Below are 25925 nucleotides of genomic sequence, written 5' to 3'. Positions count from 1 at the left end.
TTTAAATTGATGCTGCCCTCTTGGTGTTTTGCCTATCTGTAGGCGACCTGACCCTTCTCCTCGGACTCTTTCATGGCTCGCTTACTGGATCGGGCCGAAAAGAGCATGAGCACTGCAGGAATCATGAGAAGTGCGCCGCACAACAGCATCACGAGGCGACCATTGGTGGAGTTGGGCAGTAGCGAAAGCCCCATGACCATGATGCTGCCGATCAGAATCAGACGTCCCAGGATGATTTTCTGGCCATAGTCCACCGCATCGGCTGCAGGATCGGCATCGGTACTTTCGACAGGCGTTTCCCAGCGACGCCACATCTCCTCGCGCTCGGCCGCACGCTTTTCGGAGTGTGATTCGGACTTGTAGAAGAGGCTGCTGAGCAGGAAGAAGCCGCCGGTGATAATAGCGTGTGCGCCAATGGCAAACGCGACGCGGAAGTCAGACCACTCGCGCGGGCTGATTTCCATGCCCATCACGCTGCTCACCAGCCCCGGGCTCAACCAGGCACCAACTGCGTAGGAAACCATGCAGCCCACCACGAGTGTTCCCCAGCCCGACCAATCCGGTGTCTTGCGCACGATCAAGCCGAGCATGGCCGGAATGGTAATCGGGAAGGTGATCAAGGCGCTGGCGGTTAACAGAATCTCGAACAGGCTCATGCTTTTGAGCGAGTTGATGAACAAACTGATACCGACGATGATGGCGCCAAAAATCAGCGTGACGATGCGCGAGACTCGCAGCATTTCCTGCTCGTTCGCATGCGGTTTGATAACCGAGAGATAGAAATTGCGTACGAAGAAGCCGGCGTTACGGTTCAGCCCCGAGTCCATGGAGGACATGCTGGCGGCAAACATCGCGGCCATCAAAAGTCCCAGCATACCGGCGGGCATGTATTCGCTGACGAACGCCACGAAGACCGCCTCATTGGCGCTGGCTCCCAGCATGCCAAAGTTCTGAGCGAAATCCGGACTGTAGGCGTGCATGAACCACGCCGGAAAGAACCAGACCACCGGTCCAATCAAGGCCAAACAAAGCGTGAACAGCGCGCCATAGCGTGCATTCTTGCTGTTCTTGGCGCACATGTAGCGATAGCCGTTGAGCGTGTTGTTCATCATGAAGATCTGCTTGATGATCAACATGAAGACCCAAAAGCCGAAGAGCCAGGCATATCCGTAGCCACTGCCGGTCAGGAACTCGCCGTCATAGCTCGAGACGATACTGCCGATGCTGTCGGTATTGCCCCAGGCTACGAAGAAGCAGACGAACGTCACCGACATGATGATGAGCATCTGGACGTAGTCGGAAGCCACCACGGCCCAGGCTCCGCCGGTCACCGACATCGCGACCACGGCGATGCCCGCCAGCAAGATGACCGTCTGAAGCGGCACATCGAACACCGCCGAGGTAATGATGGCAAGCGCACTCAGCCACGTGGCAGCGGATACCAGTCCATCGAACATGCTGAACCAGATAAACGTTTGTTCACTGGGCTTGCCGTAGCGCATCTTCAGCGCCTCTGCAGCGGTGACCACACGTAATTGTCTGAATCGCGGAGCGAAATAGACATAGTTGAGGAAGTAACCGGCGGCGTTGGCCATGAACAGAAAGATGATGGCAAAGCCGCTCACGTAAGCCTGAGAAGCCGCTCCCGTGAACGTCCAGGCGGAAAACTGCGTCATAAAGGCAGTCGAGCCGACCAGCCACCAAAGCATGTTACCGCCACCGCGGAAATAGTCACTGGTATTGGTGTTAAAGTTCTTGAACACCCAACCAATGACCACGAGAAAGACGAGATAGATGAGTATTACCCAGACATCGATGCTCATGAAGAGCCCCTTATACTTTATTATTGGAACATCGGCGTTGCCGAATAGTGAAGCTGGCGTCTTGCAGTTTACGTTGTGACCGAGCCCTTGAAAGTCCCCGGGATCAGTAGCTTTCCAGCGTGTTGTCCCCGATATAATCGAAGTTGATGCTCTCACCCAGGCCCGGACGATCGGGCAAGTGAACGAAGCCTTGTTCGTCCATTTCATCGACAATGACGTTCAGATAACCCGGCGCTTCGTCGTAATCCAGGTGAGGATGCAGCAGACCGCGCTCGTACCACTGACAGTTGGTAATCGCACCGACTACCGCCAGGTTGGGAGCGCCGTTGCCATGAATCTCGCAATCCATGCCGAACGCTTCTGCCAGGTGCGCGGCCTTGATACAAGGCGTGATGCCGCCACCGTTGGCAACACCGGCGCGCAATATGTCGCAGGCATTGTGCTGCACCCAGCTGGCGCGACTCTGATGCTTGCCACCGAGGGTTTCCGGCCCGATCACCGGCACATCCACCTGCTGGGTCAACCAACGGTAGGACTCCATGGAATCTTCGGGCATCGGTTCTTCGAACCAAGCAAAATCCAGTCGAGACAGTGCGCGCCCGACCTTCAATGCGTCCAGCCGGTTGTACCAGTGGTAGCCGTCCAGCATTAGGGCGATATTTGGCCCCACGGCTTCACGCACGGCTTCACAGGCGCGAATATCCATCTCTACGCTCGGAGCGAAGCTGACCGGCGGCATCCAGGTATGCAGTTTGATCCCTTGATAGCCGCGCGCCACCAGATCCTGAGCGAAACGAGCGTACTCCTCGGGGGTCGATAAGCCGCCCGGGGTTTCATCGCCACACATGGTGCTGGCATAAGCCTTGACCTTCGTACGGGCACCGCCCAACAGTTGATAGACCGGCACACCAAGCTGACGACCCGCTAAATCCCACAGCGCCTGGTCAAGAATCGCCATTGCGCGGTCGGTCAACTGCGCACCGCTACCACGCTGGCGAAGCCAAAGGTCCTGCCACACCATCTCGCGCGCGTGAACCGGCTTGCCAAGCGCCGCTTTCTTGAAATACTGCTCTACGATATAGGGACGAATCAGCTCTTTCGGCGCGAAGGCGTAACCCTTGCTGCCGTCGTCCGCCGTAACGCTGAGCATGGCGATCTGAGCCTCGCTGGGGTGGCCGGCATGGGCATGGCCCGCACTATCCCGCCCCAGCTTGGTTTGATAGCGAATGACATCGACGGAAATGGCTTCGATTTTCATATTTGCGAGACCCTTGTTTACGTTTGATTGACATCTAGCATTAAACCCAATGTCATACATAATATGTTTATATATTAAAGATACCTCACACTTACAACAATATAGACAATGGTATGAAACGACCGATGAACTACTTCCAATCGATAAATTTTTTAAGAGCTGACAAGCCAAGCGCCCGAACTAGCGAAGACAATCAGACCCTTTATATAGGCTGTGCCCATAGCGGGGATATTTATACCGCTGCGTTATCCATGGCGACGCGCAAGCATGAATATAGAGGTCATACACACCTACCGATGCTCGAGAATGTTGATCGACCCCGCCTTTAAGATGCCTGGACTCGTCGCCAAACTTGCTCTACTAGCGGGCACCGGACCACGGCATATTGCCCATCATCCCGCCATGACCGTCGCTTACATCATCGCTGAGCACAACGGTACCATCAACGTCGTGGAGCACAGCGCCTCAGGGTTGAGACAGGTGCCAACAGACTTTATGCACGCCCAGCCAGCGCCTTTCGAGCGGCGGACATCCATGTCACGGCGAACGGGCGCTTCATTTATGCTTCAGAAAAAGCGACATCGACGCTGCTGCTATTTAATGTCCACTCCAATGGCACGCTCGAATTCGAGAAGCACTTCATTACTGAAAACCGCCCATGCAACTTCGCCATTACAAGCAATGATCACTATCTCGTAGCCGCCAGCCAGTTCTCCAATCATATCGCAAGGTACCGTATCGACCTTGATACCGATGAGCTGACTCCATAGGATCGATTAAGCGTCGGTGATAGTCCCGGTTGGGTAGAAATGCGCTAAAAGCAAATCTTTTGAGAACATGCGCCCCTCATACTTAAAGCTAATTTTTGCCTCAAAACATACTATGTATTATTTTTAAAAGCTCTTAAATGCCGCCGTCAAGAGGCTGGTATACGAGGTACCGATACACGGCGCTAAAACAATCATAAACGCACAAGGTTGATCCATGATGAAAGTAGCCACGCTGGCCTGCACCCTTATAACGCCCGCCCTCATCGTCTCACTAGCCCAAGCCGAGGAAACATCAAACCTCGTCTGGCAAAGCATCACCTTCGGTCAGTCAACCGACCTGAACTTCGGCTCCACGATCCTTCCCGACAAGATAGGCACCAACGAGGTAACACACGATGACGCGCTCGTATCGCCGGGCGAACTTCTCGATTACGTGACGATAGAAAGCCGCGGGGGCAAATTGGCCAATTCCCATGAGGGAGGCACCTTCTACTACACGAGACTGCCAACCGACCAGAACTTCGTGCTCACGGCAACACTCACTCTCGAGCAGCTGGGGCCCGAGACAGGCGCCACGCCCAACCGTCAGGAAGGCGCCGGTATCATCGTGCGCGACGTGCTCGGTGCGCCACGCGCCAACCCACAACCCTTGGGTCATGAAGAGTTTCCCGCGGCCTCCAACATGGTCATGAATCTACTGCGCTCGCACACGCGAGAAAATGATGGGCTGGCCAACGCCACGGCGGTGTATCGCGAAGGCATTCAGGACCCCTGGGGCAATCCGGGCAACTTGCTAAGTAAGGAGGATTACTCCGAAGGATTGGATTACGGTGATCAGCGCAGCTACCGTATGAGCCTAGCGCGCACCGACGAGCATTTTATAGTCACGCTCGACGACGGCGATCACACTCATCGTCACGAACTCAGTGAAGCGCCCGCCAATCTGGTCGAGGTACAGGATCCAGACCACCAATACGTAGGGTTCTTTGCCGCTCGAAACGCACGGCTAGGCGTGTCAGATATCGCCCTCGAGCTTTCTGACGCCAATACCCGGCAAGCCGAGGCGTATCAGCCGCCGCAAACGCCGCTGGTCTGGTCCGTCGCCTCGCCAAAGGTCGTAACGGCCCCGGATTACACGCTACAGGCGCTGGCCAACTACGCCGGTACATTCAGCGTTGCCCAAGGGGGTGAACCACTCGGAGAGGTCCAAGCGGTCAAGGCCGGCCAGCTGTTTCGCCTGCCGATCGACGTCACTGAACCCACCGAGGTAGAGCTAACCTTCGAGCCCTCCGAAGGCCCGGGTAGCGCTCAAAGCACCACGATCATGCTAGAACCGATAAGCGTCGCCGACCCCTACGATCTTTACGTTTCACCCGATGGCCGTGCCGATCAGCCTGGAAGCCAGGAAAACCCGCTGGACCTTTCCTCGGCCATTGCACGCGTGGCGCCCGGGGGCACCATCCACTTGGCCGACGGCGATTACGGAGCGATCGAGATCCCCGTCAGCGCTAGCGGCTCTCCTAATGCCTTGAAAAGGCTGACGGGAGAAGACGCCAACGTACGATTTACCGGGATGGTGTCGCATAACGCCAGCTATTGGCAGTTGGATCATCTGGAGGTGGCTGGTGAGCGACTGATCGTCCACGGCAGCCATAACGTATTTGAGCATATCGTGACCCACAGCGCGCCGGACACCGGATTTCAGATCACCTCACCCGACGATGTCGGCCGCGCGCTCTGGGCGAGCCACAACACGGTGCGCTACAGCGAAAGTTACAACAATATGGACGCATCGGGCATCAATGCCGACGGCTTCGCCGCCAAGATGCGCATCGGTGAGGGAAATTCTTTCGACCACTGCCTTTCTCACCACAACATCGATGACGGCTGGGATCTTTTCAACAAGGTCGAAGATGGCCCCAATGGCGCCGTGACCATCACCAACTCCATCGCCTTCAACAATGGCCAGACGTTGGACAGACCACAAACCGGAGGCAACCTCGGCAACGGTTTCAAGCTCGGCGGAGAAGGCCTGCCCGTAGCCCACACCGTGGAAGGTAACCTGTCGTTCAACAACGGCATGGACGGCTTTACCGACAACTTCAACTCGGGGGCGCTTTCCATCGTCAATAATGTGGCGATCGACAACGACCGCTTCAACTTCATCGTTCGTCAAAGTCCTTACGGTGACGAGCTCGAGTCAGCCACCCTCTCGCGCAACGTGTCACTGCATCTCGTGAGTGAGAGCCAGTACAGCGATAGCGTGCATGGCGATATCAGCGACGATAACTGGTTCATTCAGGAGGGCGACTCACCCGGCGTCGCGTCGCCCTACGACGCGCAAATACTCGATGCGCTCAAGGCACTCTTGCAACGCGATGCCCACACCGCCTCGGAGCGGCGCGAGCGCGCACTGGAATTACAGCGACTGGTCTTCGACTAATCGCCCCCAGCGCCCGACGTCATGACCTCGGGCGCTTTTTTTAGCGTCGGCCTTTTCTAGCGCCAGAGACCGGCGCGATTGAACGATCAAGGGAGGCTTCATGGCCAAAACAGTCCAGCATGAGGCGGTACTTCCGCTTTGGGACGAACGCCCGCCAGGCACGCCGGCCGATCTGACGCCGGACATCGAGGAGCGCTCGGCTACCCCGTTTCGCGCGAACCGGGCGATGACCGGAATCGCGATGCCCGGTTTGACAGCATGGGTGCCCGAGCGGCCCAACGGCACATCGATCGTCATTGCCCCGGGTGGCTCGTACCGACGGATCGTACTGGACAAGGAGGGGCTCGAAATCGCCAAGGCGCTGGCGCCGCTCGGCGTCACCTGCTTCCTTTTGAGTTACCGTCTGCCCGATGAGGGGCACGCCGGCCGTGGCTGATGCCCAGCGCGCGATACGCTTGGTGCGCGCCCATGCCAGTGAATGGAACCTCAATCCGCAGCAGATCGGTTTCATGGGCTTTTCAGCGGCCGGCCATCTGGCCGCCTCGCTTGCCACAGGCTACGACAAAAACCTCTACACGCCACGTGAAGACGAGCAGGGCATTTCCGCACGCCCCGACTTCGTGATGCTGGTCTATCCGGTCGTCACCATGCAGGATGCAGGCGTGCATGCCGGCTCGCGCGACGCCCTTCTGGGCAAAACGCCTACCCCCGAGCAGAAGTACGCCCGTTCGCCCGAGGAGCACGTCGATACATCTACGCCCGAAACGTTCATCGTTCACGCCGATGATGATCCATCGGTATCGCCGGCGAACGCTGTCGCGTTCTACAGCGCCCTGCAACAGGCTGGTGTGAAAGCGGAACTGCATGTCTTTCGCGATGGCGGTCACGGCTTCGGGATCGCCGGGGCTGACCCCCTGCCTGCCGCTGGGTGGCCAGACCTTCTGGCGGGCTGGCTCGATAGAATCGGCGCCCTTCCCGATGGCCACTCGCTCCTGGAGAAGACGTTATGAGAAGACTGTTGGCCTCGGCGCTGATGCTGGCAACGGCGCATACGGCGCTGGCGGAACCGCACGGTGTTACTGAAGACAACCTGCCGCTTTTCTTTGAGGCGCTCAAGGAGCGCATGACGTTCCCGCTCGCCTACGAAGGCGGTGACCCTGACGTCTGGCGCGAGCGCGTGCTGCCCGAGGTGCGCGCCAGCATTTTACCTTACACCGCTTCTCGACCTTTCGATCCATAGACCATCGACGAAGTGGATAGAGGTACCTATATTGCACGCCGCGTCGCCTTCAATATCACCGATGAAAGTCGCGTGATGGCGCTATTACTGATTCCCAAGGGTGAAGGGCCTTTTCCTTCGGCAATGATGCTGCATGACCACGGTTCGCGCTTCGATATCGGCAAGGAGAAATGGATCGCGCCCTGGTACGATGATCAGCGCCTGAGTTCGGCTACCGAGTGGGCAGACAAGTTCTTCTCAGGAATATTTCCCGGTGAGGCGCTGGCCGAACGTGGCTACGTCGTGCTGGCCACGGATGCACTTGGCTGGGGCGATCGAGAGGGCAACGGTTACGACGCGCAGCAGGCGCTGGCAGCCAACCTGTTCAATCTGGGCTCATCGCTTGCGGGTCTGATAGCACTTGAAGATATACGTGCGGCGGCCTTTCTGGCCGGGCTTGCTGACACGGACCCCGACAGAGTGGCGGCGGTCGGCTTTTCGATGGGCGCTTTCAGAGCCTGGCAGGTCGCCGCCCTGTCACCGGATATCAGCGCGACGATCGCCAACAGCTGGATGGCGCAAAGTCGTGAACTGATGGTACCGGGCAACAACCAGCTGCGCGGCCAGTCCGCCTTCAACATGCTGCATCCTTCCCTGCTCAGACTCGTCGACTTTCCGGATGTCGCCGCGCTGGCCGCGCCTTCTCCCATGCTCGTCTACGCCGGCGAGGAGGACGCCCTTTTCCCACCCAGCGCTGTCCGGGGCGCAATGGACAGAATGCGAGTCGTCTGGAGTGCCTACGACGCCGATGCCAACCTGACCACTCGCCTTTGGGAGAATAAAGGACACGTCTTTACCAGAGACATGCAGGATGCCGCTTTCGATTGGCTGGACGAGCAGATGAGATAAAGCGTAGATAGGATGGCCCGCTCGATACCCCTGAAAATTCACCATACGTGGCCGGCGCATCGCAATGCGCCGGTCAGCGCTTATTCTCGACTGAAGGCGTGCTGCAGAAGTCCTTTCGTATAGGGATGTGTGACATTGCCTTCGACCAGATCCTCTCTCGACACCACTTCGACGATCTCGCCGGCCTTCATGACGGCTACGCGTTCACACAAATGCGCGATGACGCCCAAATCGTGGGAAACCATCAGGTAGGTCAATTGATGGCGCCGGTGAAGCGAAGCAAGCAGATTGAGAATCTCGGCCTGCACCGACACATCGAGCGCTGAGGTCGGCTCATCGAGAAGAATGACACTTGGATTGAGAATCATGGCCCGTGCGATGGCGACGCGCTGTCTTTGCCCGCCGGAAAGCTGATGGGGGTAGCGAGGCAGAAACGTCTCGTCCAGCCCTACGTCCTTCAAGGCCTTTTCGACCCGCTCTGCTCGATTGGAGAGCCCTTTAATGACCAGCGGTTCGTTAAGTATCTTGCGAATGGTGTGGCGAGGATGCAACGCGCCATAGGGGTCCTGAAAAACCATCTGCATGGTGTTGCTACGTTCTTTCAACGAGGTGTCGGCAATCGACGCTCCTTTCACCTCGATACGGCCTTTCCAGCCCTTGAACTGGCCCGCCAAGCATTTGAGGATACTGGTCTTGCCGGAGCCGGACTCACCGACCAGTCCGAAGCACTCTCCTTCTCGAACGTTGAGTGTTATATCGCTGAGTATACGTTTATGCCGCGTAAGGCTAGAGACATCGAACGAAAGCGAATCAATCGAGATCATGTAAGGGGCTCCTGAGTAAGCCAAGCGGGATCGCGCGTCATGACCGGCAGGGTCTCCCGGCGATGTCGAAGGCTCGGCAGCGATTCCATCAGCCCCCGCGTATAGGGGTGTGAGGCGTTGGAGAGTTCGTCGGCTCGAATCGATTCGACGACACGCCCGCCGTACATAACCAGCACACGGTCGCAGAACTTCTTCACCAGGTTGAGATCGTGGCTGATGAAGATCAGGCTGATGTTCTTTTTCTCGATCAGCCTGTTCAGAATATTCAACACGTCCTGCTGCACGGAAACATCGAGCGCCGAGGTCGGCTCATCGGCGATGATGATATCGGGCTCGGGAATGACCATCATGGCGATCATCACGCGCTGGCCCATTCCGCCGGATATCTCGTGGGGATATTGCCCGTAGACGTGCTCCGGGTCCGCAATACTCACCTCCTGCAACATGGCGATGGCGGCCTCACGCGCCTGACGTTTGGAGATGCGACGATGGACACGCAGAGCCTCGGCAATTTGGTCACCAACGGTCACCACCGGGTTCAGCGAAAACTTGGGGTCCTGCATGATCATCGAGATATGCTGGCCGCGCAGGGCGCGAATTTCACGCTCGCTGCAGGTCAGGATATCCGTCTCCTTGAAACGCAGCGTGTCGGCAGTCACCCGCGTAGAGGGCGAGTTCAACCGAAGAATCGCCTTCCCGACGGTGGACTTACCAGACCCCGACTCGCCCACGATCGCCAGCTTTTCGTTATTGAGCGTGAACGACACATCGCGCACCGCGTGCTTGTCACCTTCGTCTGTGCAAAACGTGACATTGAGTCGTTCTACAGATAATACGTTCATGGATGCTCCTCAGTCGGTACGCGGGTCGAGCAGATCACGTAGACCATCGCCCAGCAGATTGAAGGCCAGACTCACGAGCATGATGGCGGCACCGGGAAACGCCACCAGCCACCAGCTTTCGAGCATGTAGCTACGCCCGGTTGAAATCATCGCGCCCCATTCGGGAAGCGGCGGCTGCGCCCCCAGCCCCAGAAAACCGAGCGCCGCGGCGGTCAAAATAACGGTCGCCATGTTCATGGTGAGCCGAACGATCAGCGAAGGCAGGCACATCACCGAGATATAGTGAAACAGAATGCGAAAGGAGGATGCGCCCTGAAGCTGCGCGGCCACGACGTAGTCGGCATTTCTAAACGTCAACGTCTCTGCCCTTGCCAGCCGGGCCACAGGAGGCCAGGCAGTCAACGCGATAGCGATCACCGCATGCTCGAGACCTGGGCCTAGTGCGGCCACGAAAGCCAGCGCCAGTACCAGGCTGGGAAACGAGATGAAGATGTCCGTGATGCGCATGAACGTACTATCCACCCAGCCGCCGAAGTAGCCTGACATGGTACCGATCATCAGGCCGATCGGCCCGACGATGATCGTCACAAGAAAGATGATGTAGAGCGTGACTCGAGAGCCGTACACGACGCGGCTAAAAATATCCCGGCCATATTCGTCGGTACCGAACCAGTGAGCCCAGGAAGGCGCCGACAGCACGCGGGAAAGATCCTGGGTGAGCGGATCATGCGTGGCGATCATGGGAGCGGCAATGGCCAGCACCAAAAGGAGCCCCACGATCACGACACCAGAGGCGCTCAGCGGATTCTTGCAGAGTTTTTTTAACGCTTTGAAAAATAGCGCCCCTTTCGATTGCCCAGGAGCGTGCCTCTCTCTTGCCGGAAAAGGGGCATTCTTCAAGGTCTGGATATTTTTCATTATCGGGTCCTCGGATCGAAGAGCTTGTACAGGGCATCGGACAGCAAGTTCAAGAACACGAAGACAAGCCCGATGAACAGCACGGAGGCCATGACGGCGTTCATGTCGCCCATCAACAGACTATCCGTCAAATACTGCCCAAAGCCTGGCCAGGCAAAGACCGTTTCGATCAGAACGGCACCCTCCAGCAGCCCGCCGTAGGCCAGCGCCACGATTGTGAGTAGCTGAACAAGAATGTTCTTGAAGGCGTGCTTCCAGATGACACTACGCTCCGACAGTCCCTTGACGCGGGCGGTCTTGATGTACTCCTGAGAAAGCTGCTCCAGCATGAAACTGCGCGTCATGCGGCCGATGAAAGAGACAGAGTTAAGCCCGAGTATCAGCGCCGGCAGCGCGATATGGCGTACTGCGCTGACGAAGGCCTCCCAGTTTCCCGACAGTAGCGTATCGATCAGGTAGAACCCGGTGTACTGTGTGAACATACCGTCGAAGGCGAAGCCGATTCGGCCGGCGGCGCCGGCCCAATTTAGCCAAGCATAGAAAATGATCAGCCCGACCATGCCGACCCAGAACACCGGGGTCGAATAGCCGAAAAGGGTAATGAGCCGGGTGAGGTGATCGCCCAAGCGGCCTCTATGTGTGGCGGCGTACACCCCCAGCGGCACCCCAAGCCCGACGCCGAAGAGAATAGCGACCGAGGCCAACTCGATCGTGGCCGGTAGTACTCGCAGGATATCGCTGACGACCGGGTAGCCAGTAAGGATGGCGCGGCCGAAATCTCCCGAAAGCATGTCCTGCAGGTAGTACTGATACTGAACCCAGATAGGCCGGTCCAGCCCCATCTCGCGAAAAACCTGCTCGTAGGTAGAGGAATCCGCGTCGGGGCCGACCACCGCAAGCACGGGGTCGATGGGCATCAGCCTGCCAATGACGAACGTCATGGTGAGCAGTCCAAGCAGCGTGATCAATATCACACCCACTTTTCTGACAACGCTCAGATAGCGTGATCTTGTCATTGTTTTAACTCCCTATATCGATGACGATTGAATCATTCGAGCCGCTTGGTGACGCTTCTCAACCTTGTCATGGCAGCGGGGTCGTCCAGATAGCCCTCCACTTCCTCTCTGACGGCAACCGTGTTGATCATTTGCGAGAAGGGAAACAGGGCACCAATATCTTCTTCGTAGATCGACTGAACCTCTTCATACAACGCGGTTTGCACCTCGTCATCGGCTTCGGAAACGGCCTGAGTAATCAGCTCATTGATACGCCGGTTCTGATACCCCGTACGCCAGCCCTGAAAGTTGGTTAGCCGTGCGGCATCGGAATTATCCGGATTGAGAAGCAAGGGCCTTAGATTGGAATCCGGGTGCGGAGCAAAGCCACCGCCGCCGCGGCCAACGATAATGTCGAAGCTGCGATCACGCATGGCGCCATAGACCTGATTACCGGTACCGCTGAGTATCTCTGCGTTGATGCCAATTCGTTCGAGGCTGCTTTGCAGGTTGATGGCGACGTTGATGAAAGGAGACTCGTTTAGCGCTCTTATCGTGGTGTTGAAACCATCTTCATAGCCCGCTTCGGCCAGTAGTTCCTTGGCCTGCTCGGTGGAAAGAGCGTAGTCCGGTTCGGGCAGCGTGGCGGGTAGCCCAAGCTTGACGGGCCGCTGATGGAAGATACCGTAATAAGGCATGATGCTATTGTTAATGCCTTCGTAATTGATCGTGCCTCGAATGGCCCTTCTGACCTGTTCATTGGCAAGAATCTCGTTTTTCATGCTGGTCGCCACGTAGTAAAGCGTTCCCCGTTGGGTCGTCTGAATTTCGACACCGTCGCTGTCTTCGAGTGAGCGAATATCCGGCACCGACATGCCGATGGCGACATCGATATCGCCGCGCTCGATCATCAGTCGCATGGTCTGGGACTCTTTCAAATTACGCATGACCACCCGCTGTATTTGCGGCACCTGCCCCCAGTAGCGATCATTGCTCTTCATGATGATTCGATCCTGGGGAATCCACAGATCCAGCTCAAATGCACCGCTTCCCGCCGCGTTCGTGGTGAGCCATTGGTTACCCAGATCGCCATCGCGCTCATGTTCCAGAACGAGATCACGATCGAGGATGAAGGCGCTTGGGCTGGTCGCGAGGGTATACAACACCAGTTTGGGGTCGAGCTGCCGAGGAAAGGCGATTTCGACCTGATAATCGCCGGCCACAGTCAAAAGTTCTGAAACATTGTCCTGCGTGAAACCCAGTGCCTTCCAGGTCGTCGCGAGCGCCAGGTTGAGATCCAGTACGCGCTCGAAGCTCCACACCACGTCTTGCGCAGTCAGTGCATTACCCGAGTGAAAGCGAATGTCGTCGCGTAGCGTGAAAGTGATCGCCATACCGTCATCGGCGATCTCCCACTCACTAGCGATCGCCGGCTGAATATGCGTGGGATCCTCGGGATCCAGCTCGATGAGCGTGTCGTAAAGGTTGGCGTTGACGAACGCGATATCATTACCCGTTGCCGCGGCAGGGTCGAGCGAGAGAATATTGCTCATTTTCAGCGCAATGATGAGCTGGTCGCTTGGCGTATTCGCATGGGCACTCAGGGTCATCGCTATCATGGCTAGACCAAGCACACACCTGATTAAACGGTTCATACCACACTCCAGTACATGTCGTTGGATATGTTTTATCGAACTGGGAATGGCCGGAAGTTTCTCAATGGTGATGACCACGAGCTTGTTATGAATTCCGGCAATCAAAAAAAGAAGACTCGAACTTTCGGGCTTTCGTGGATACGAAATGAAACGTGTTTTTAGGCGGTCTCATGACTGCCAAGCGCTTACCTCCTGAAAATACAAACTTCTTTCTTACTATCTTGTAATACATAATATGTTTGAACACATTAATAGCTTCTGTTTCACATGACACTCATCCATTAGTCTAGCGACGGCCTATACCATGAAATGTAAACAAGCCATTGCACAAAACCATGTAATGGCCAATGTTCCAGATCTTTTTTAAGAAAGCCTGAATGGACCACTTTTCCGGTCCACAAGCTTAATTGGAAGGACTGAGCCACCGGATAGATCAAGACCGTGATTAAGGCGCCCGTCAACGAGCAAAACCGCCCGCTTAGCGTCGAGATCGAAACGCCATAGTACTTGCCTGAAGTGCCCAAAAGCGTGGTTTCTTGCGTGCTAAAACAGCCGTAAGGTCGAATGAACATCCGGCAGGTGCTGAAAAGAAAAGTTTTACACCTGGTCGCGATACTGCGCATAGGTGTCGCGGGCGCGGCCAAGGTGCTGCTTCATCGCCTCGAAAGCCGCCTGACCGTCGCGGGCGAGGATCGCCTCGAGGATGCGCGTATGCTCCTGTTGGACGCGTTCCAGATAGCGCTGGGACGAGAGCGGATTGATTTCACTGCTGACCAGTTTGGCCCGAGGAATCACGCTTTGGCTCCACTGCTCGTAAAAGGATTGAAAGAAGGGATTTTTCGTCGCCCGCGCGATGGCGAAGTGAAAAAGATAATCCTCTTCCCGCGCCTGGGAGCGCGCGGCGCAGGCGTTTTCAAAGGCGCGATGCTGAGTTTCCAGCCGCGCTTTATCGTCGTCGTCATGGCGCAGCGCGGCGTGCTCGGCGGCCGCTGGCTCGATCGCCAAGCGCAGCTCCAACAGATGCAGGATATCCTCGACGGTAGTTGGGTTGATACGCTCGGCGGGCAGCGCCTCGATTTTCGAGGCGCGCAGTACCGAGGTGCCGACGCCCCGGCGGGTTTCGACCAGCCCAAGCGACTTGAGGTGGGTAATGGCTTCGCGAATGACCGTACGGCTAACGCCAAAGGAGTCGCATAGACTATTTTCCGTGGGAAGCTTGTCGCCAACGGCCACCTTTCCCTGAACGATCAGCGCTTCCAGCTGATCCGCCACATTAACGGCCAGACTTCCATTTTGGGTCACCCGCTTGACTTTAAACGCTGCTATCTCCGATGTTGGCCTGGCCATACCCGCTATCCGTTCCTTATGATTGGTTATTAGCACTCTAACTTAAAAACGCGGGGCTGTGGCTACTGCGCGTCGTCAGGATGGCCGATGGACGCAAATTTGCCGCCCTGATAGCGCACCGCCGTGTCATTGCCATCGATCCCTTGGTCCTTTGCCTCGGTTTCCTCGCGCCAGGGCTCGGAGCTATCCCGGGGCACCCAGCCTAAAAAGCCTGCATGGGTATTGTCCCACCACTGCTCTGCATTATTCGAGGCGCCGTAAACCACCGTGTGCCCCAGCCGCGGCGTCATGAACGCGCGCTTGAGCAGGCTGACGAAATCGTCGAGGCTGAGCCAGGTCGCCATCATGCGGGTATCTACGGGCTTTTCGAAACAGGAGCCAATACGAACGCTTAGGGTTTCGACGCCGAACTTGTCGTAATACAGACTTGCCAGGTTCTCGCCAAAACACTTGGAAACGCCGTAAAGCGAGTCGGGCCGCTGGGGCACTTGGCTGTCGATGCGTTGATGACGCTCATAAAAGCCGATCGTATGGTTGGAGCTGGCAAACACGATACGCGGCTTGCCGTTAAGGCGCGCCGCCTCATAAAGACTATAGGTCCCGGCGATATTGATGTTCAGGATATCCTGCCACGGACTCTCTACCGACATACCGCCAAGGTGAATAATGCCATCGCAGCCGCGCACCAGCTCCGTCACCGCTTGCGGGTCGCTTAAATCGGCTTGAACGAGCTCCTCATGGGACTCGGCGTTTTCGAGCGGGATGATATCGGAAAGGCGAACGTGGCTTGCAAGCGTTTTTAAATGTGGGCGCAGACTTTTGCCCAAGCCCCCGGCGGCTCCCGTGACCAGTAAACGATTCAACATACCGACTCCTTATAAAATGGTTGTGACGTCAAAGGCAATACACGCGCTGTTCGGCGTTGCCGGGTAGCGCCATGATGCGAACATCACGCGCCCCCGCCAATTGGCGCTATCTAAAAAGACCTGGGAGCGTCAGCGACACAGCCGGGATATAGGTGACCAGCATCAGCGCTACGAACAGCGCCAAAAAGAATGGCCAAATGGTGCGTACCGCGTGCTCAATCTTGATCTTGCCGATCACACAGCCAACGAACAAGCACGCTCCGACTGGCGGCGTACAAAGGCCCAGCCCCAGGTTCATCATCAGGATGATGCCGAACTGGATCGGATCCATGCCGAACTGCATGGCCACGGGCAAAAAGATCGGCGTGCAGATCAGAATCAGCGCCGCCATGTCCATGATCATGCCCAGCAGCAGCAAAATGATGTTGAGCATCAAAAAGATGACCAGCGGCCGATCGGATATGGCCACCAACCCCGTGGTCAGCATCTCCGGCACGTTGTAGAGCGCCAGCAGGTATGAAAACGCCGAGGCGCAGCCGACCAGAATCATGACCAGTGAGGTGGTCTTGACCGACTGGATGACCGCAGCCTTGAAGGAGGCCCAGGTCAGCTCGCGATAGACGAGCCCCGTCACGATGACCGCGTAGATCGCGCCAAAAGCGCCGGACTCGGTCACGGTCAAAATGCCAGATAGCACGCCGCCGACAATGATTACCGCGGTCATTAGCCCCGGAATCGATGCGACCAGACTCAACAGCAGCGCCTGCCACCCTGGAAAGGCTTCGCCCTTGTAGCCGCGCTTCACGGCAACGATATAGGCCGCCACCGCTAGGCTCAAGCACATCAAGATGCCCGGCACGATGCCCGCAATAAAGAGCTGCGTGACCGAAATTCCGCCGCCGGCCGCTACTGCGTAAAGGATCATGTTGTGGCTGGGCGGAATCACCACGCCGGCAACAGAGGAGGTCACCGTGACGTTGACCGCGTAGTCGGCGTCGTAGCCTTTTTCCTTCATCACCGGAATGAGGATGGACCCCAGCGCCGAGGTGTCCGCCACCGCCGAGCCGGAAATACCGCCAAACAGCATGGAGGAGCTGATATTGACCATGCCCAGCCCGCCGCGCATCCGCCCGACCATGGCCGAGGCCAGCCGCACCAGACGCGTCGAGATACCGCCGTGCAGCATCAGCTCACCGGCGAAAATGAAAAACGGAATCGCCAGCAGCGAAAAAACCGAAATGCCGGAAAGAATGCGCTGAAAGGCTACGAACAGCGGCAGCCCTTCATAAAGAAATGTGGCGACCGCCGCCAACCCCACGGCAAAAGCGACCGGCGCGCCGGCAACCAGACCCAAAAAGAAGAGTCCGAACAGAATGAAAAGCCCCATGTCAGGTCCTCTCGGTGGAGCGAGGCATTAACCGCTGCAGGATATCTACAGCCGCGAACAGCGCAATAAGGACGCCGCAAATCACCAGCGGCGCGGCGCGATAGCTTTCCGGTAGGCCGATCATGGGGATCGCACGCTGGGTATTGCTCATGACCAACTGCCACCCTTGAACCGCCATGAATCCGCCGAACACCAGCACGAACAAGTCAGAAATGTGATGCATCAGCCCACGCAAAAGCGGCGGAAAGCTTTCACGAACGAAATCGATATTGAGATGGCTTCGATACCGAACCCCGGCGGCAGCGCCAAGGCAGGTGATGTAGACCACTAGCACCAGCGAGGTCTGCTCGACCCAGGTCGGCGTATCGTTGAGCACGTAGCGCCCGAACACCAGCCAGCCGAACGTCACGATCAAAACGACCAGCATTACGCCCGCCACGCCGACGCAGAGGCCGGCCACTCCATCCAGCGCGCGATCGAGTGAGCCCTTTGAAGCCCGATCCTTCTGATCGCTTGGCGTTTTAGTTTCTATACTCACGACACCGTTCCTTTTATTTCCCGGCGGCTTGAGCCGCCGGGAAACGATTAAACGAAAGATTACTGCGCGGCGCGTATCTCTTCGATCAGCTCACCGGTGCCGGGGTTGTTAGCGATGAACTCTTCGTACATCGGCTCCATCAGCGTCTGGAAGGCTTGCTTGTCGTCGACTTCGTTGATCTCGACGCCGGCATCCAGCACGATCTGGCGGCTCTCTTCCGAGCTTTCGACCCACAGCTCACGCTGCATCTCGGAGGCCTTCATGCCCTCGTCGCGAACGATCTCCTGGTCCTCCTCGGAGAGCGCATCCCAGCTCGCCTTGGCCACGCACAAACACTCCGGAATGATCAGGTGCTCGGTGAGCGAGAAGTAGCCGGCGGCTTCGTAGTGGTTGCTGGATTCAAACGACGGATAGTTGTTCTCGGCACCGTCCAAAACGCCGGTGGTCAAACTTTGATATACCTCGCCGTAGGCCATCGGGGTCGCGTTGCCACCGAGCGCTTCCATCATCTGCACGTAAAGGTCGTTGTTCATAACCCGAATTTTCAGGCCGCGGACGTCTTCAGGCGTGTGAATGGGGCGCTGAGTGTTGTAAAGGCTGCGCGCGCCGGAGTCGAACCAGGAGAGTACGACCAGGCCCTTGTCTTCGAGCGCATCGGCAAAGCGCTCACCGATTTCACCGTCCATGACCGTGTGCATGTGATCGACGTCATTAAACAGAAACGGCAGCGAGAAGACGTTGGTTTCGGGCACGATCGGCCCCATCGGCCCCATGTTGAAGTTGGCGAAATCAAGCGCGCCGTTGCGGGTTTGCTCGATGGCGTCGGACTGATCGCCCAGTACACCGTTGTTGTAAACGCGCGGCGATACGCGCCCTTCCGTGCGCTCGTCGACGGCTTCGGCGAACGCTTCCAGCGCTACGGTATTAGGGTAGCCATCCGGATGGATGTTCCAACCGCGCCAGTCCTCGGCCTGGGCAGAAACGGCGGCGGCCAAAAGTGTGACGCTGGTAAACGCCATGACCGTTTGACGACGGATTAGTGCTGTTTTCATCGCTTGAAACCTCTTGTTATGTCGTTGGTTTTACAGCTTTCATTAAGCGAACTGACACATCAGACGCTCGGCGCAAGTAGGGGTATGTCCGCTTGCCTATCGATACGGACGACTTGCATCAATGATCTTTCTAAAACGTGATTGCACCTGCTGTGATGCCTTCAAAGCCTTTTTTACGAGTTTTTTGAGAACTGCTAGAACACCGGCAAAAGCCCATTTTTAAACAGGATTTACTTGCCAGGTTTCTTGCGATACTTTGTAGTACATCATACAAATACTATTGCTCAAATTAGCCAAGATATTTTTTTCGGGCAAGTAGTAAAAAGTCTAAATAGACTAAAGTTTCAAGACTCGGCTCTCTGCGAAAGCAGGCAGTCCAGCCTTCAATAAAGAGCAATAGCTTTTTTTAAATTTTGAAGCTAAAACACTGGCTTTTTAATACGGCTTTGACTCTTTAAAAACCCGATTAATCAACTGAGATACATTTATTCCTTTTACTCAATAAGATAGAGATCACTTTGAACCTGTAAGCACTTTTCCCACTAAAAACATGATTGTGTAGTAACGGTCACTAATGATCAGTAAATAAAAACGCCCTATTTAAACAATCTCATTAAAAAAATTGTCTATATGAAGATCCAACCGTGCGCACGTCGGTGATGCGCCCTATATACCAGAGCAAACGAGCCGGCGTGGGTGGTGTCACACAGCGCCACCAGCCTCATTCCGTGCTCTTTGGCAAGCTCAACGGCCCGTTCGGTGGCGTGCAGCGCATTGATGACGCCGATGCCTATGCGCCCATCCAGCACCTCGATCGCGCCGAGCGCATGCACGCTCTCAGGCGATGCGTTCACGTCGACCCAGCCTTTCGTCACGTACTCGATGAACCGGGGAATAAGCCCAATGCCATGGGAGTGGACGCCGTCTCGCGTGCTTTCGGCGTGAAACCGCGCGCAAACACGCCTTGAGCCCCCTTCAACAGCGCTTCTTCGAGCGTATCGCGCAGGGTATCGTATCGAAACTGACATCGGCCATGAGGGCTCTCCTGTGTTCGGACATCGTTATTTTGTCGTCAACCCTAAACGTGGCTTCGCACCACTTTTTCGCTCGATAAAACCTAAAAAGGCCACCCTAGGGTGGCCTTGATACAATCAATGCAAGCTCGGTCAAACGCGTTGATTACTGCTCGCGCTTGCCATCCACCAGACGACGCAGCTTGAGCGGATTGTCGTTCTTGATGGCTTCGGGCAGGAGACCTTCCGGCAGGTCCTGATAGCAGACCGGGCGCAGGAAGCGGTGGATCGCGGCGGTACCGACAGAGGTCGTGCGCGAGTCGGATGTGGCCGGGAACGGGCCGCCGTGAACCATGGCGTCACATACTTCGACGCCGGTCGGCCAGCCGTTGACTAGAATACGGCCTGCCTTGCGCTCGAGCGTGGGCAGAAGCTTGCGCGCCGCGTCCAGATCCGCATCGTCCATCTGAAGCGTGGCGGTCAGCTGGCCTTCGAGGAGCTCGGCGACCTTCTTGAGCTCGGCTTCGTCGGCACACTCGACCACCAGCGACGTCGAGCCAAAGACTTCGCCCTGTAGCGCTTCGCTTGAGAGGAAATCCTGAGCGCTGGTCTTGAATAGCCCCGCCTGGCACTGGTTGGGGCTTTCGCCCTTCTGGCCACGCGCCACTTCCTGAGCCTTACCGCTCTCCTGCAGGCTCTGTACGCCCTGCTCGTAGGCTTCGAAAATGCCGGGCGTCAGCATGGTTTGCGCGCCGCTTTGCTCGACGGCTTCGCCGGCCGCTTTTAGGAAGGCATCAAGCTCCGGCCCCTTGAGTGCAATGACCAGGCCCGGGTTGGTGCAGAACTGGCCCGCGCCCATATTGAGAGACCCAACGAAGGCCTTGCCCATTTCCTCGCCGCGCGCCTTGAGCGCCGCCGGCAGCGGGAAAACCGGGTTGATCGAGCTCATTTCCGCGTAGAAGGGAATGGGCTCCGGACGCGACTGAGCGGCCTTCCACAGCGCGATACCACCGCTGCGCGAACCGGTGAAGCCGGCGGCCTTGATACGCTCGTCGCTGACCAGCGCAGTGCCGACTTCACGGCCCGAGCCGAACATCAGCGAGAAAACGCCTTCCGGCAGGCCGCACTTCTTCACCGCAGCCTGAATGGCGCGACCGACCAGCTCACCGGTTCCCGGATGAGCCGCGTGCGCCTTGACGATCACCGGGCAGCCCGCAGCGAGTGCAGACGCCGTATCGCCGCCGGCAACGGAGAACGCCAGCGGGAAGTTGCTGGCACCAAACACCACGACCGGGCCCAGCGCGATGTGGCGCTGGCGCAAATCACCACGCGGCATCGGCTGACGATCCGGCATGGCCGGGTCTACGCGAACGTCCAGCCATTCGCCGGCGCGAACCGTCTTGGCGAACATGCGAAGCTGGCCACAGGTACGGCCGCGCTCGCCCTGAATACGTGCCTGGGGCAGTCCGGATTCAGCCACGGCCCGCTCGACGAGCGCATCGCCCAGCGCTTCGATTTCATCAGCGATGGTTTCGAGAAAGACAGCGCGGTCTTCAAGCGATGTTTCCCGATACGCATCGAAAGCATCCCATGCAAGCTGGCAGGCTTGATCTACCTCTGCTTGCGTACCGCCAGCATAGCCAGGCTCCAGCCGCTCATTGGTAGCCGGATTGATGGCCTGAATGGGATCACGAGAGCCCTTGACGGCTTTCTGTCCGATCAGCATTTCACCTGTTAGATTCATCTTGCCTCCTGCGATGAGAGTGGTTTTTCTGGCTGTCTAACGTTTGCATCAGACAACCCAAGCGAGCTCATGATCCTTGCGTCCGAAGACGCAAAGTGTAGCTCACAATCGAACGCGTACGGATTAGTAGACCCGCACGCTTGTATCGGGCATGGGACGGCTAATCGCCGCCCTGCTCGAACGCGGCGCGCGCCTGACTCGAGCAATAGCTTTGCCAAAATGTCAGTACCAGCAACCCAACCGCCACGGCCACAAACGCCAACCCAAAAGGTTTAGCAATCCGGACGCAGAACGAGCAGTGCCCGGGGCATCAACGTTTAGCGAACCAGCGCTGGGCGCTTGGGATCAAATGTCCATCCGTCGATCAGGTACTGCATGGCGGTGGCGTCGTTGCGGCCACCGGCGTGCAGGCTGCGATAGAGCGCGTGAGCTTTCTCGATTTCGGCCATGTCGATGTCGATTCCAAGCCCTGGCGCATCGGTGACCGCGACCTGGCCATTTTTGATTTCCGGCGGATTGTGCGTCAGCCGCGCGTCGCCTTCCTGCCAAATCCAGTGCGTATCCAGCGCCGTCGTGCGACCGACCGCCGCCGCCCCCACGTGGGCGAACATGGCCAGCGAAATATCGAAATGGTTGTTGGAGTGGGAGCCCCAGGTCATGCCATGGTCCTGGCAGAGCTGAGAGACGCGCACCGCGCCCGACAGCGTCCAGAAGTGCGGATCCGCCAGCGGAATATCGACCGAGCGCAGCATCAGTGCGTGGGCCATTTCGCGCCAGTTCGTCGCGACCATGTTGGTGGCCACCGGCAGGCCGGTCGCATGACGGAACTCGGCTAAAATCTCGCGACCCGAGAACCCCTGCTCGGCCCCACACGGGTCTTCGGCGTAGGCGATCACACCATGCAGGTTCTTGCACAGGCTGATCGCTTCTTGGAGCGACCAGGCACCGTTGGGGTCGATCGTGGTGCGCGCCTCGGGAAACGCGTTGTGGAGCGCCGTGACCGCCTCGATCTCCTGCTCGCCGGGAAGCGCCCCGCCCTTGAGCTTGAAATCCTTGAAGCCGTACCGGTCATGAGCTGCTTGTGCGAGCTCGACGACCGACTGCGGAGTCATGGCCGCTTCGTCGCGCAGGCGATACCAGTCGTGGCTCAGCCCCTCCGTTCCCCGCCGAAAATCCAGCGGCGTCGAGTGGCCCTCGCCGATAAAGAAGAGATAGCCCAGCACATCGACCGCGTCGCGCTGTTTGCCGTTGCCCAATAGCTCCGCCACAGGCACGCCCAAAAACTTGCCCATCAGGTCCAGCAGAGCGGCTTCAAGAGCGGCGACGGCGTTGACGCGGAGCTCGAACGTCCAAGAGCCCTTGCCGAAATCCTCAAAGTCAGCGCTCTGACCGTCACGGTTGAGCGAGGCGACCAGCGAGCGAAGCTTGCCAAGGGACTGACCCACGACCAGCTCGCGCGATTTCTCCAGCGACTGTTGAATCGTATCGCCGCCGGGTGCTTCACCTACGCCGTCGTTGCCGGCACTATCCGTGAGGATAATCAGATTACGAGTGAAGTACGGCGAGTGGGCACCACCGATATTGAGCAGCATGCTGTCACGCCCGGCAATGGGGATGACACGCATGCCGGTGATCGTGGGCGTATTGGGGGTGGGCATACACGTCTCCACCGGGCCATGTAGCATGGACCGTCATTTTGCACTCGCCGGGCAAGACCGGGCAGGCGGCGTTACCCGGCGAGCTTTTTAAACGCTTAAAGCGACTTGGCCTTCTCGACGAGCTTTTTCAGCTGATTCACTTGATCGCCGTTGGGCATGGTCAGCGGCGCACGTACGCGGCCACCGGGATAGCCCACGATGTCAGCGCCGGCCTTGATCAGGCTCACCGCGTAGCCAGGCGTGGTGTCGCGCAGCGTAACGAAAGGAATGAAGAACTCGCGCGTGGCCTTGGCAACGAACTCGCTGTTGCCCTGACGCAGCGCCTTGTAGAACTTGACGGCCATGTCGGGCACGAAGTTGAAGACCGCAGACGAGTAGGTGCTGACGCCGATCGCCAAGTACGCTTCGGCGATGATTTCGGCCGTCGGCACGCCACCGACGTAGCCCAGGCGGTCGCCCAGCGTTTTGATGGTGATGTTGAGCGCCTGCATGTCGCCCTTGCCATCTTTCAAACCGATCAGGTTGTCGCACTGGTCGGCCAGCGATTTGACGGCGTTGACGTTCAAATAGCCGTTGGCGCGGTTGTAGTAGATAACGCCAAGGTCCGTCGACTGGCAGACGCTTGCCGCGTACTCAACGATGCCTTCCTGGGAACACTCCGTCAGGTAAGGAGGCATCAGCAGAATGCCGTCGGCGCCGGCTTCCTGAGCGATTTTCGCGTGCTGCTGGGCAAGTTCGGCGCTTTGGCCGGCGCTGGCGATAATCGGCACGTGGCCGCCGATCGTCTCGACCGCGACTTCGACGATTTCACGGAACTCGTCCAGGGTAATATTGAAAAACTCACCGGTACCGCCAGCCACGAACAGCGCGGAGACTTCGTACTCCTTCAGCCACAGCAAGCGCTTGCGATAGCTGTCGGCATCGAATTTACCGTTGGCATCGAAATCGGTCACCGGAAATGACAGCAGGCCATCGGTAATGGAGGCTTTAAGCTCTTGTTTAGAAAAATTCATTAGAAATCCTCTTTTTAGTTTAGCAAGCTGATGATGGTGCAGTGCCACGATCCAGGACGCTCAAAACTAGGCAGTAGCAGTATATGAACGCATATTGTCATACATCATACAAATACGCCTCTAGACTTTAGGCTAAGCTTTTACAAGCTTAAAATTACCTATAAATAGTCTTCAGATTTACCGGGCGGCCGCTTTTAAATGCAGCCTTGAGCGCTTTTATAATTTTTACCGGATGACGCTAACATATAAAAATAAGAGCCAAACAGACATTGAACGCCTAATGGCCCTTACACTTACCTTATAAAAACTCGCTTGTTAGCGAACCAGTGCCGGGCGCTTGGGATCGAACTCCCAGCCCGCCACCAGGTACTGCATCGCCATGGCGTCATTGCGCTGTGTCACGTCCAACGACTTGTAGAGTCGATGTGCGTCCATCAGCTGATCTTCGTCGAGCTCGACCCCAAGGCCTGGCGTCGTCGGCACTTTCAGCTTGCCGTCGCGAATCAGGAACGGTTCTTTAGTGATGCGCTGGCCGTCCTGCCAGATCCAGTGAGTGTCGATGGCGGTGATCTCGCCGGGGCAGGCTGCGGCCACGTGAGTCATCATGGCCAGCGAAATATCGAAGTGGTTATTGCTGTGCGAGCCCCAGGTCATGCCCCACTCGTTGCAAAGCTCACCGACCATGACCGCACCCTGCATGGTCCAGAAGTGGCAGTCGGCCAGCGGAATGTCGACGGCGTTGAGCTGAACGGCGTACTGCAGCTGTTTGAAATCCGTCGCGATCATGTTGGTCGCGGTCGGCAGACCCGTGCGCTTTTTGAACTCGGCCATGGTTTCGCGGCCGGAGTAGCTCTCTTCCTGACCGCAGGGGTCCTCGGCATAGCTCAGAAGGTGCTTGATCGGGTCCAGCACCCGTACGGCCTCGTCGAGTTTCCAGGCGCCGTTCGGGTCGAGCGTCAAGCGCGCCTCCGGGAACGCGTCGTGCAGCGCGCGGATGCAGTCGGCCTCTTCCTCTCCTCTGAGCACGCCGCCCTTGAGTTTGAAGTCCTTGAAGCCGTAACGATCGAACGCTGCCTTGGCCAGGTTCGCGACTGCGTCCGGCGTGAGTGCCTCCTGGTAGCGCACTTCGTCCCAGGCATCTTTCGGGTCGGTCGCTTTCGGGTAGGGCAGGTCCGTCTTGCCCGGGTCGCCGAGCAAAAACAGATAGCCAAGCGCCTCGACTTCATCGCGCTGACGGCCGTACTGACCCAGAAGATCCGCCACCGGCAGGCCCACGGCCTGACCGTAAAGGTCCAAAAGCGCCGACTCGAGCCCGGTGATGACGTGAACCGCCACGCGCAGATCGAACGTTTGGCGACCGCGCTCTTCGCGTCCGTTTTTTGAAAGCGCCACGCGGGCGCTGTTCAGCGTCTGTTTGAACGCGTTGATGGTCGAGCCCTCAACGATATCGCGACACTGCTCCAGCCCCTTGAGAATGCCTTCGCTTGAAGGGATCTCCCCTACCCCTTTGTTACCCGCATCGTCTTCAAGAATCACAACGCAGCGAATAAACCAGGGCGCGTGGCCACCGCTGAGGTTAAGCAGAAAACCATCGTAGCCGGCAACCGGGACGACCTTCATTGATTTGATTTTGGGAAACATGACGATTGAC

Annotated in this window: 22 protein-coding genes and 1 pseudogene; 6 read left to right on the top strand and 17 right to left on the bottom strand. The window is 57.4% G+C overall.

Annotated features, from left to right (window positions below; genetic code table 11):
* Window positions 1–32: 32 nt before the first annotated feature.
* Entirely contained in the window at window positions 33–1823 is a 1791-nt protein-coding gene (locus tag ACGLWX_RS07680) for a transporter (protein ID WP_396238692.1), read from the bottom strand.
* A gap of 103 nt (window positions 1824–1926) precedes the next feature.
* Window positions 1927–3081 (bottom strand): enolase C-terminal domain-like protein, encoded by a 1155-nt coding sequence (locus ACGLWX_RS07675; RefSeq protein ID WP_252106487.1) that lies wholly within the window; start codon window positions 3079–3081, stop codon window positions 1927–1929.
* 267 nt (window positions 3082–3348) lie between these two features.
* On the opposite strand from ACGLWX_RS07675, the pseudogene ACGLWX_RS07670 reads away from it, so the two are divergent.
* The 6 genes and pseudogenes from ACGLWX_RS07670 to ACGLWX_RS07645 all read left to right on the top strand — a co-directional run bounded on the left by ACGLWX_RS07670 (window position 3349) and on the right by ACGLWX_RS07645 (window position 8422).
* Window positions 3349–3851, top strand: a pseudogene (locus ACGLWX_RS07670) (beta-propeller fold lactonase family protein).
* Window positions 3852–4065: 214 nt separating this feature from the next.
* A complete protein-coding gene (locus ACGLWX_RS07665; protein ID WP_396238690.1) occupies window positions 4066–6294 on the top strand; it encodes an exopolygalacturonate lyase in 2229 nt (742 codons plus the stop codon).
* A 100-nt stretch (window positions 6295–6394) separates the two neighbouring features.
* Window positions 6395–6730, top strand: a complete 336-nt coding sequence (locus tag ACGLWX_RS07660; RefSeq protein ID WP_396238688.1) for a hypothetical protein — start codon at window positions 6395–6397, stop codon at window positions 6728–6730.
* Window positions 6723–7304: an alpha/beta hydrolase gene (locus ACGLWX_RS07655; RefSeq protein WP_396238686.1), complete on the top strand. Its 582-nt coding sequence runs from the start codon at window positions 6723–6725 to the stop codon at window positions 7302–7304. Before ACGLWX_RS07660 ends, ACGLWX_RS07655 begins: the two co-directional genes overlap by 8 nt.
* Complete coding sequence (locus ACGLWX_RS07650) at window positions 7301–7534, top strand: hypothetical protein (protein WP_396238684.1); 234 nt, start codon at window positions 7301–7303, stop codon at window positions 7532–7534. The genes ACGLWX_RS07655 and ACGLWX_RS07650 overlap by 4 nt, the downstream gene beginning before the upstream one ends.
* Window positions 7535–7546: 12 nt before the next feature.
* Entirely contained in the window at window positions 7547–8422 is an 876-nt protein-coding gene (locus ACGLWX_RS07645; RefSeq protein WP_396238682.1) for a dienelactone hydrolase family protein, read from the top strand.
* An 80-nt stretch (window positions 8423–8502) separates the two neighbouring features.
* Here the strand turns inward: ACGLWX_RS07645 and ACGLWX_RS07640 are convergent, their stop codons facing one another.
* From ACGLWX_RS07640 to ACGLWX_RS07570, 15 genes are all read right to left on the bottom strand, one after another.
* Complete coding sequence (locus ACGLWX_RS07640) at window positions 8503–9246, bottom strand: ABC transporter ATP-binding protein (protein ID WP_252106482.1); 744 nt, start codon at window positions 9244–9246, stop codon at window positions 8503–8505.
* Entirely contained in the window at window positions 9243–10088 is an 846-nt protein-coding gene (locus ACGLWX_RS07635) for an ABC transporter ATP-binding protein (RefSeq protein WP_252106481.1), read from the bottom strand. Before ACGLWX_RS07635 ends, ACGLWX_RS07640 begins: the two co-directional genes overlap by 4 nt.
* 9 nt (window positions 10089–10097) lie before the next feature.
* On the bottom strand, window positions 10098–11006 hold the full coding sequence (nikC, locus tag ACGLWX_RS07630) for a nickel transporter permease (RefSeq protein WP_396238680.1): 909 nt from the start codon (window positions 11004–11006) through the stop codon (window positions 10098–10100).
* A complete protein-coding gene (locus tag ACGLWX_RS07625) occupies window positions 11006–12022 on the bottom strand; it encodes an ABC transporter permease (protein ID WP_252106479.1) in 1017 nt (338 codons plus the stop codon). Before ACGLWX_RS07625 ends, nikC begins: the two co-directional genes overlap by 1 nt.
* Window positions 12023–12054: 32 nt before the next feature.
* Window positions 12055–13620, bottom strand: a complete 1566-nt coding sequence (locus tag ACGLWX_RS07620) for an ABC transporter substrate-binding protein (protein WP_396238678.1) — start codon at window positions 13618–13620, stop codon at window positions 12055–12057.
* A gap of 633 nt (window positions 13621–14253) precedes the next feature.
* Entirely contained in the window at window positions 14254–15003 is a 750-nt protein-coding gene (locus ACGLWX_RS07615) for a FadR/GntR family transcriptional regulator (protein WP_252106477.1), read from the bottom strand.
* A 62-nt stretch (window positions 15004–15065) separates the two neighbouring features.
* Window positions 15066–15869, bottom strand: coding sequence for an NAD-dependent epimerase/dehydratase family protein (locus tag ACGLWX_RS07610; protein ID WP_396238676.1), 804 nt, complete (start codon window positions 15867–15869; stop codon window positions 15066–15068).
* A 106-nt stretch (window positions 15870–15975) separates the two neighbouring features.
* Window positions 15976–17256, bottom strand: a complete 1281-nt coding sequence (locus ACGLWX_RS07605; RefSeq protein WP_252106475.1) for a TRAP transporter large permease — start codon at window positions 17254–17256, stop codon at window positions 15976–15978.
* A 1-nt stretch (window position 17257) separates the two neighbouring features.
* On the bottom strand, window positions 17258–17794 hold the full coding sequence (locus tag ACGLWX_RS07600) for a TRAP transporter small permease (RefSeq protein WP_396238674.1): 537 nt from the start codon (window positions 17792–17794) through the stop codon (window positions 17258–17260).
* 59 nt (window positions 17795–17853) lie between these two features.
* The gene (locus tag ACGLWX_RS07595) at window positions 17854–18846 is read right to left on the bottom strand and encodes a TRAP transporter substrate-binding protein (protein WP_252106473.1); all 993 of its coding nucleotides are present in this window, start codon (window positions 18844–18846) and stop codon (window positions 17854–17856) included.
* A 626-nt stretch (window positions 18847–19472) separates the two neighbouring features.
* Window positions 19473–19874, bottom strand: coding sequence for an Ldh family oxidoreductase (locus ACGLWX_RS07590; RefSeq protein WP_396238672.1), 402 nt, complete (start codon window positions 19872–19874; stop codon window positions 19473–19475).
* A 151-nt stretch (window positions 19875–20025) separates the two neighbouring features.
* Window positions 20026–21603, bottom strand: a complete 1578-nt coding sequence (locus tag ACGLWX_RS07585) for an aldehyde dehydrogenase (NADP(+)) (RefSeq protein WP_396238670.1) — start codon at window positions 21601–21603, stop codon at window positions 20026–20028.
* 317 nt (window positions 21604–21920) lie between these two features.
* The gene (locus tag ACGLWX_RS07580; RefSeq protein WP_396238668.1) at window positions 21921–23261 is read right to left on the bottom strand and encodes an enolase C-terminal domain-like protein; all 1341 of its coding nucleotides are present in this window, start codon (window positions 23259–23261) and stop codon (window positions 21921–21923) included.
* Window positions 23262–23356: 95 nt separating this feature from the next.
* Window positions 23357–24274 (bottom strand): 5-dehydro-4-deoxyglucarate dehydratase, encoded by a 918-nt coding sequence (gene kdgD, locus ACGLWX_RS07575; RefSeq protein WP_396238666.1) that lies wholly within the window; start codon window positions 24272–24274, stop codon window positions 23357–23359.
* Window positions 24275–24589: 315 nt separating this feature from the next.
* Window positions 24590–25915: an enolase C-terminal domain-like protein gene (locus tag ACGLWX_RS07570; RefSeq protein WP_396238664.1), complete on the bottom strand. Its 1326-nt coding sequence runs from the start codon at window positions 25913–25915 to the stop codon at window positions 24590–24592.
* Window positions 25916–25925 lie beyond the last annotated feature (10 nt).

This window comes from Halomonas sp. HMF6819, assembly GCF_044335525.1.
In the GTDB taxonomy this organism is placed as follows: domain Bacteria; phylum Pseudomonadota; class Gammaproteobacteria; order Pseudomonadales; family Halomonadaceae; genus Vreelandella.
This window is presented reverse-complemented; position numbering and strand designations above follow the sequence as displayed.

Excerpts from the sequence above, each read along its gene's own strand:
- ACGLWX_RS07680 (WP_396238692.1), bottom strand. The coding sequence starts at position 1,823 with ATGAGCATCGATGTCTGGGTAATACTCATCTATCTCGTCTTTCTCGTG.
- ACGLWX_RS07675 (WP_252106487.1), bottom strand. The coding sequence starts at position 3,081 with ATGAAAATCGAAGCCATTTCCGTCGATGTCATTCGCTATCAAACCAAG.
- ACGLWX_RS07665 (WP_396238690.1), top strand. The coding sequence starts at position 4,066 with ATGATGAAAGTAGCCACGCTGGCCTGCACCCTTATAACGCCCGCCCTC.
- ACGLWX_RS07660 (WP_396238688.1), top strand. The coding sequence starts at position 6,395 with ATGGCCAAAACAGTCCAGCATGAGGCGGTACTTCCGCTTTGGGACGAA.
- ACGLWX_RS07650 (WP_396238684.1), top strand. The coding sequence starts at position 7,301 with ATGAGAAGACTGTTGGCCTCGGCGCTGATGCTGGCAACGGCGCATACG.
- ACGLWX_RS07640 (WP_252106482.1), bottom strand. The coding sequence starts at position 9,246 with ATGATCTCGATTGATTCGCTTTCGTTCGATGTCTCTAGCCTTACGCGG.
- ACGLWX_RS07635 (WP_252106481.1), bottom strand. The coding sequence starts at position 10,088 with ATGAACGTATTATCTGTAGAACGACTCAATGTCACGTTTTGCACAGAC.
- nikC (WP_396238680.1), bottom strand. The coding sequence starts at position 11,006 with ATGAAAAATATCCAGACCTTGAAGAATGCCCCTTTTCCGGCAAGAGAG.
- ACGLWX_RS07625 (WP_252106479.1), bottom strand. The coding sequence starts at position 12,022 with ATGACAAGATCACGCTATCTGAGCGTTGTCAGAAAAGTGGGTGTGATA.
- ACGLWX_RS07620 (WP_396238678.1), bottom strand. The coding sequence starts at position 13,620 with ATGATAGCGATGACCCTGAGTGCCCATGCGAATACGCCAAGCGACCAG.
- ACGLWX_RS07615 (WP_252106477.1), bottom strand. The coding sequence starts at position 15,003 with ATGGCCAGGCCAACATCGGAGATAGCAGCGTTTAAAGTCAAGCGGGTG.
- ACGLWX_RS07610 (WP_396238676.1), bottom strand. The coding sequence starts at position 15,869 with ATGTTGAATCGTTTACTGGTCACGGGAGCCGCCGGGGGCTTGGGCAAA.
- ACGLWX_RS07605 (WP_252106475.1), bottom strand. The coding sequence starts at position 17,256 with ATGGGGCTTTTCATTCTGTTCGGACTCTTCTTTTTGGGTCTGGTTGCC.
- ACGLWX_RS07595 (WP_252106473.1), bottom strand. The coding sequence starts at position 18,846 with ATGAAAACAGCACTAATCCGTCGTCAAACGGTCATGGCGTTTACCAGC.
- ACGLWX_RS07590 (WP_396238672.1), bottom strand. The coding sequence starts at position 19,874 with ATGTCAGTTTCGATACGATACCCTGCGCGATACGCTCGAAGAAGCGCT.
- ACGLWX_RS07585 (WP_396238670.1), bottom strand. The coding sequence starts at position 21,603 with ATGAATCTAACAGGTGAAATGCTGATCGGACAGAAAGCCGTCAAGGGC.
- ACGLWX_RS07580 (WP_396238668.1), bottom strand. The coding sequence starts at position 23,261 with ATGCCCACCCCCAATACGCCCACGATCACCGGCATGCGTGTCATCCCC.
- kdgD (WP_396238666.1), bottom strand. The coding sequence starts at position 24,274 with ATGAATTTTTCTAAACAAGAGCTTAAAGCCTCCATTACCGATGGCCTG.
- ACGLWX_RS07570 (WP_396238664.1), bottom strand. The coding sequence starts at position 25,915 with ATGTTTCCCAAAATCAAATCAATGAAGGTCGTCCCGGTTGCCGGCTAC.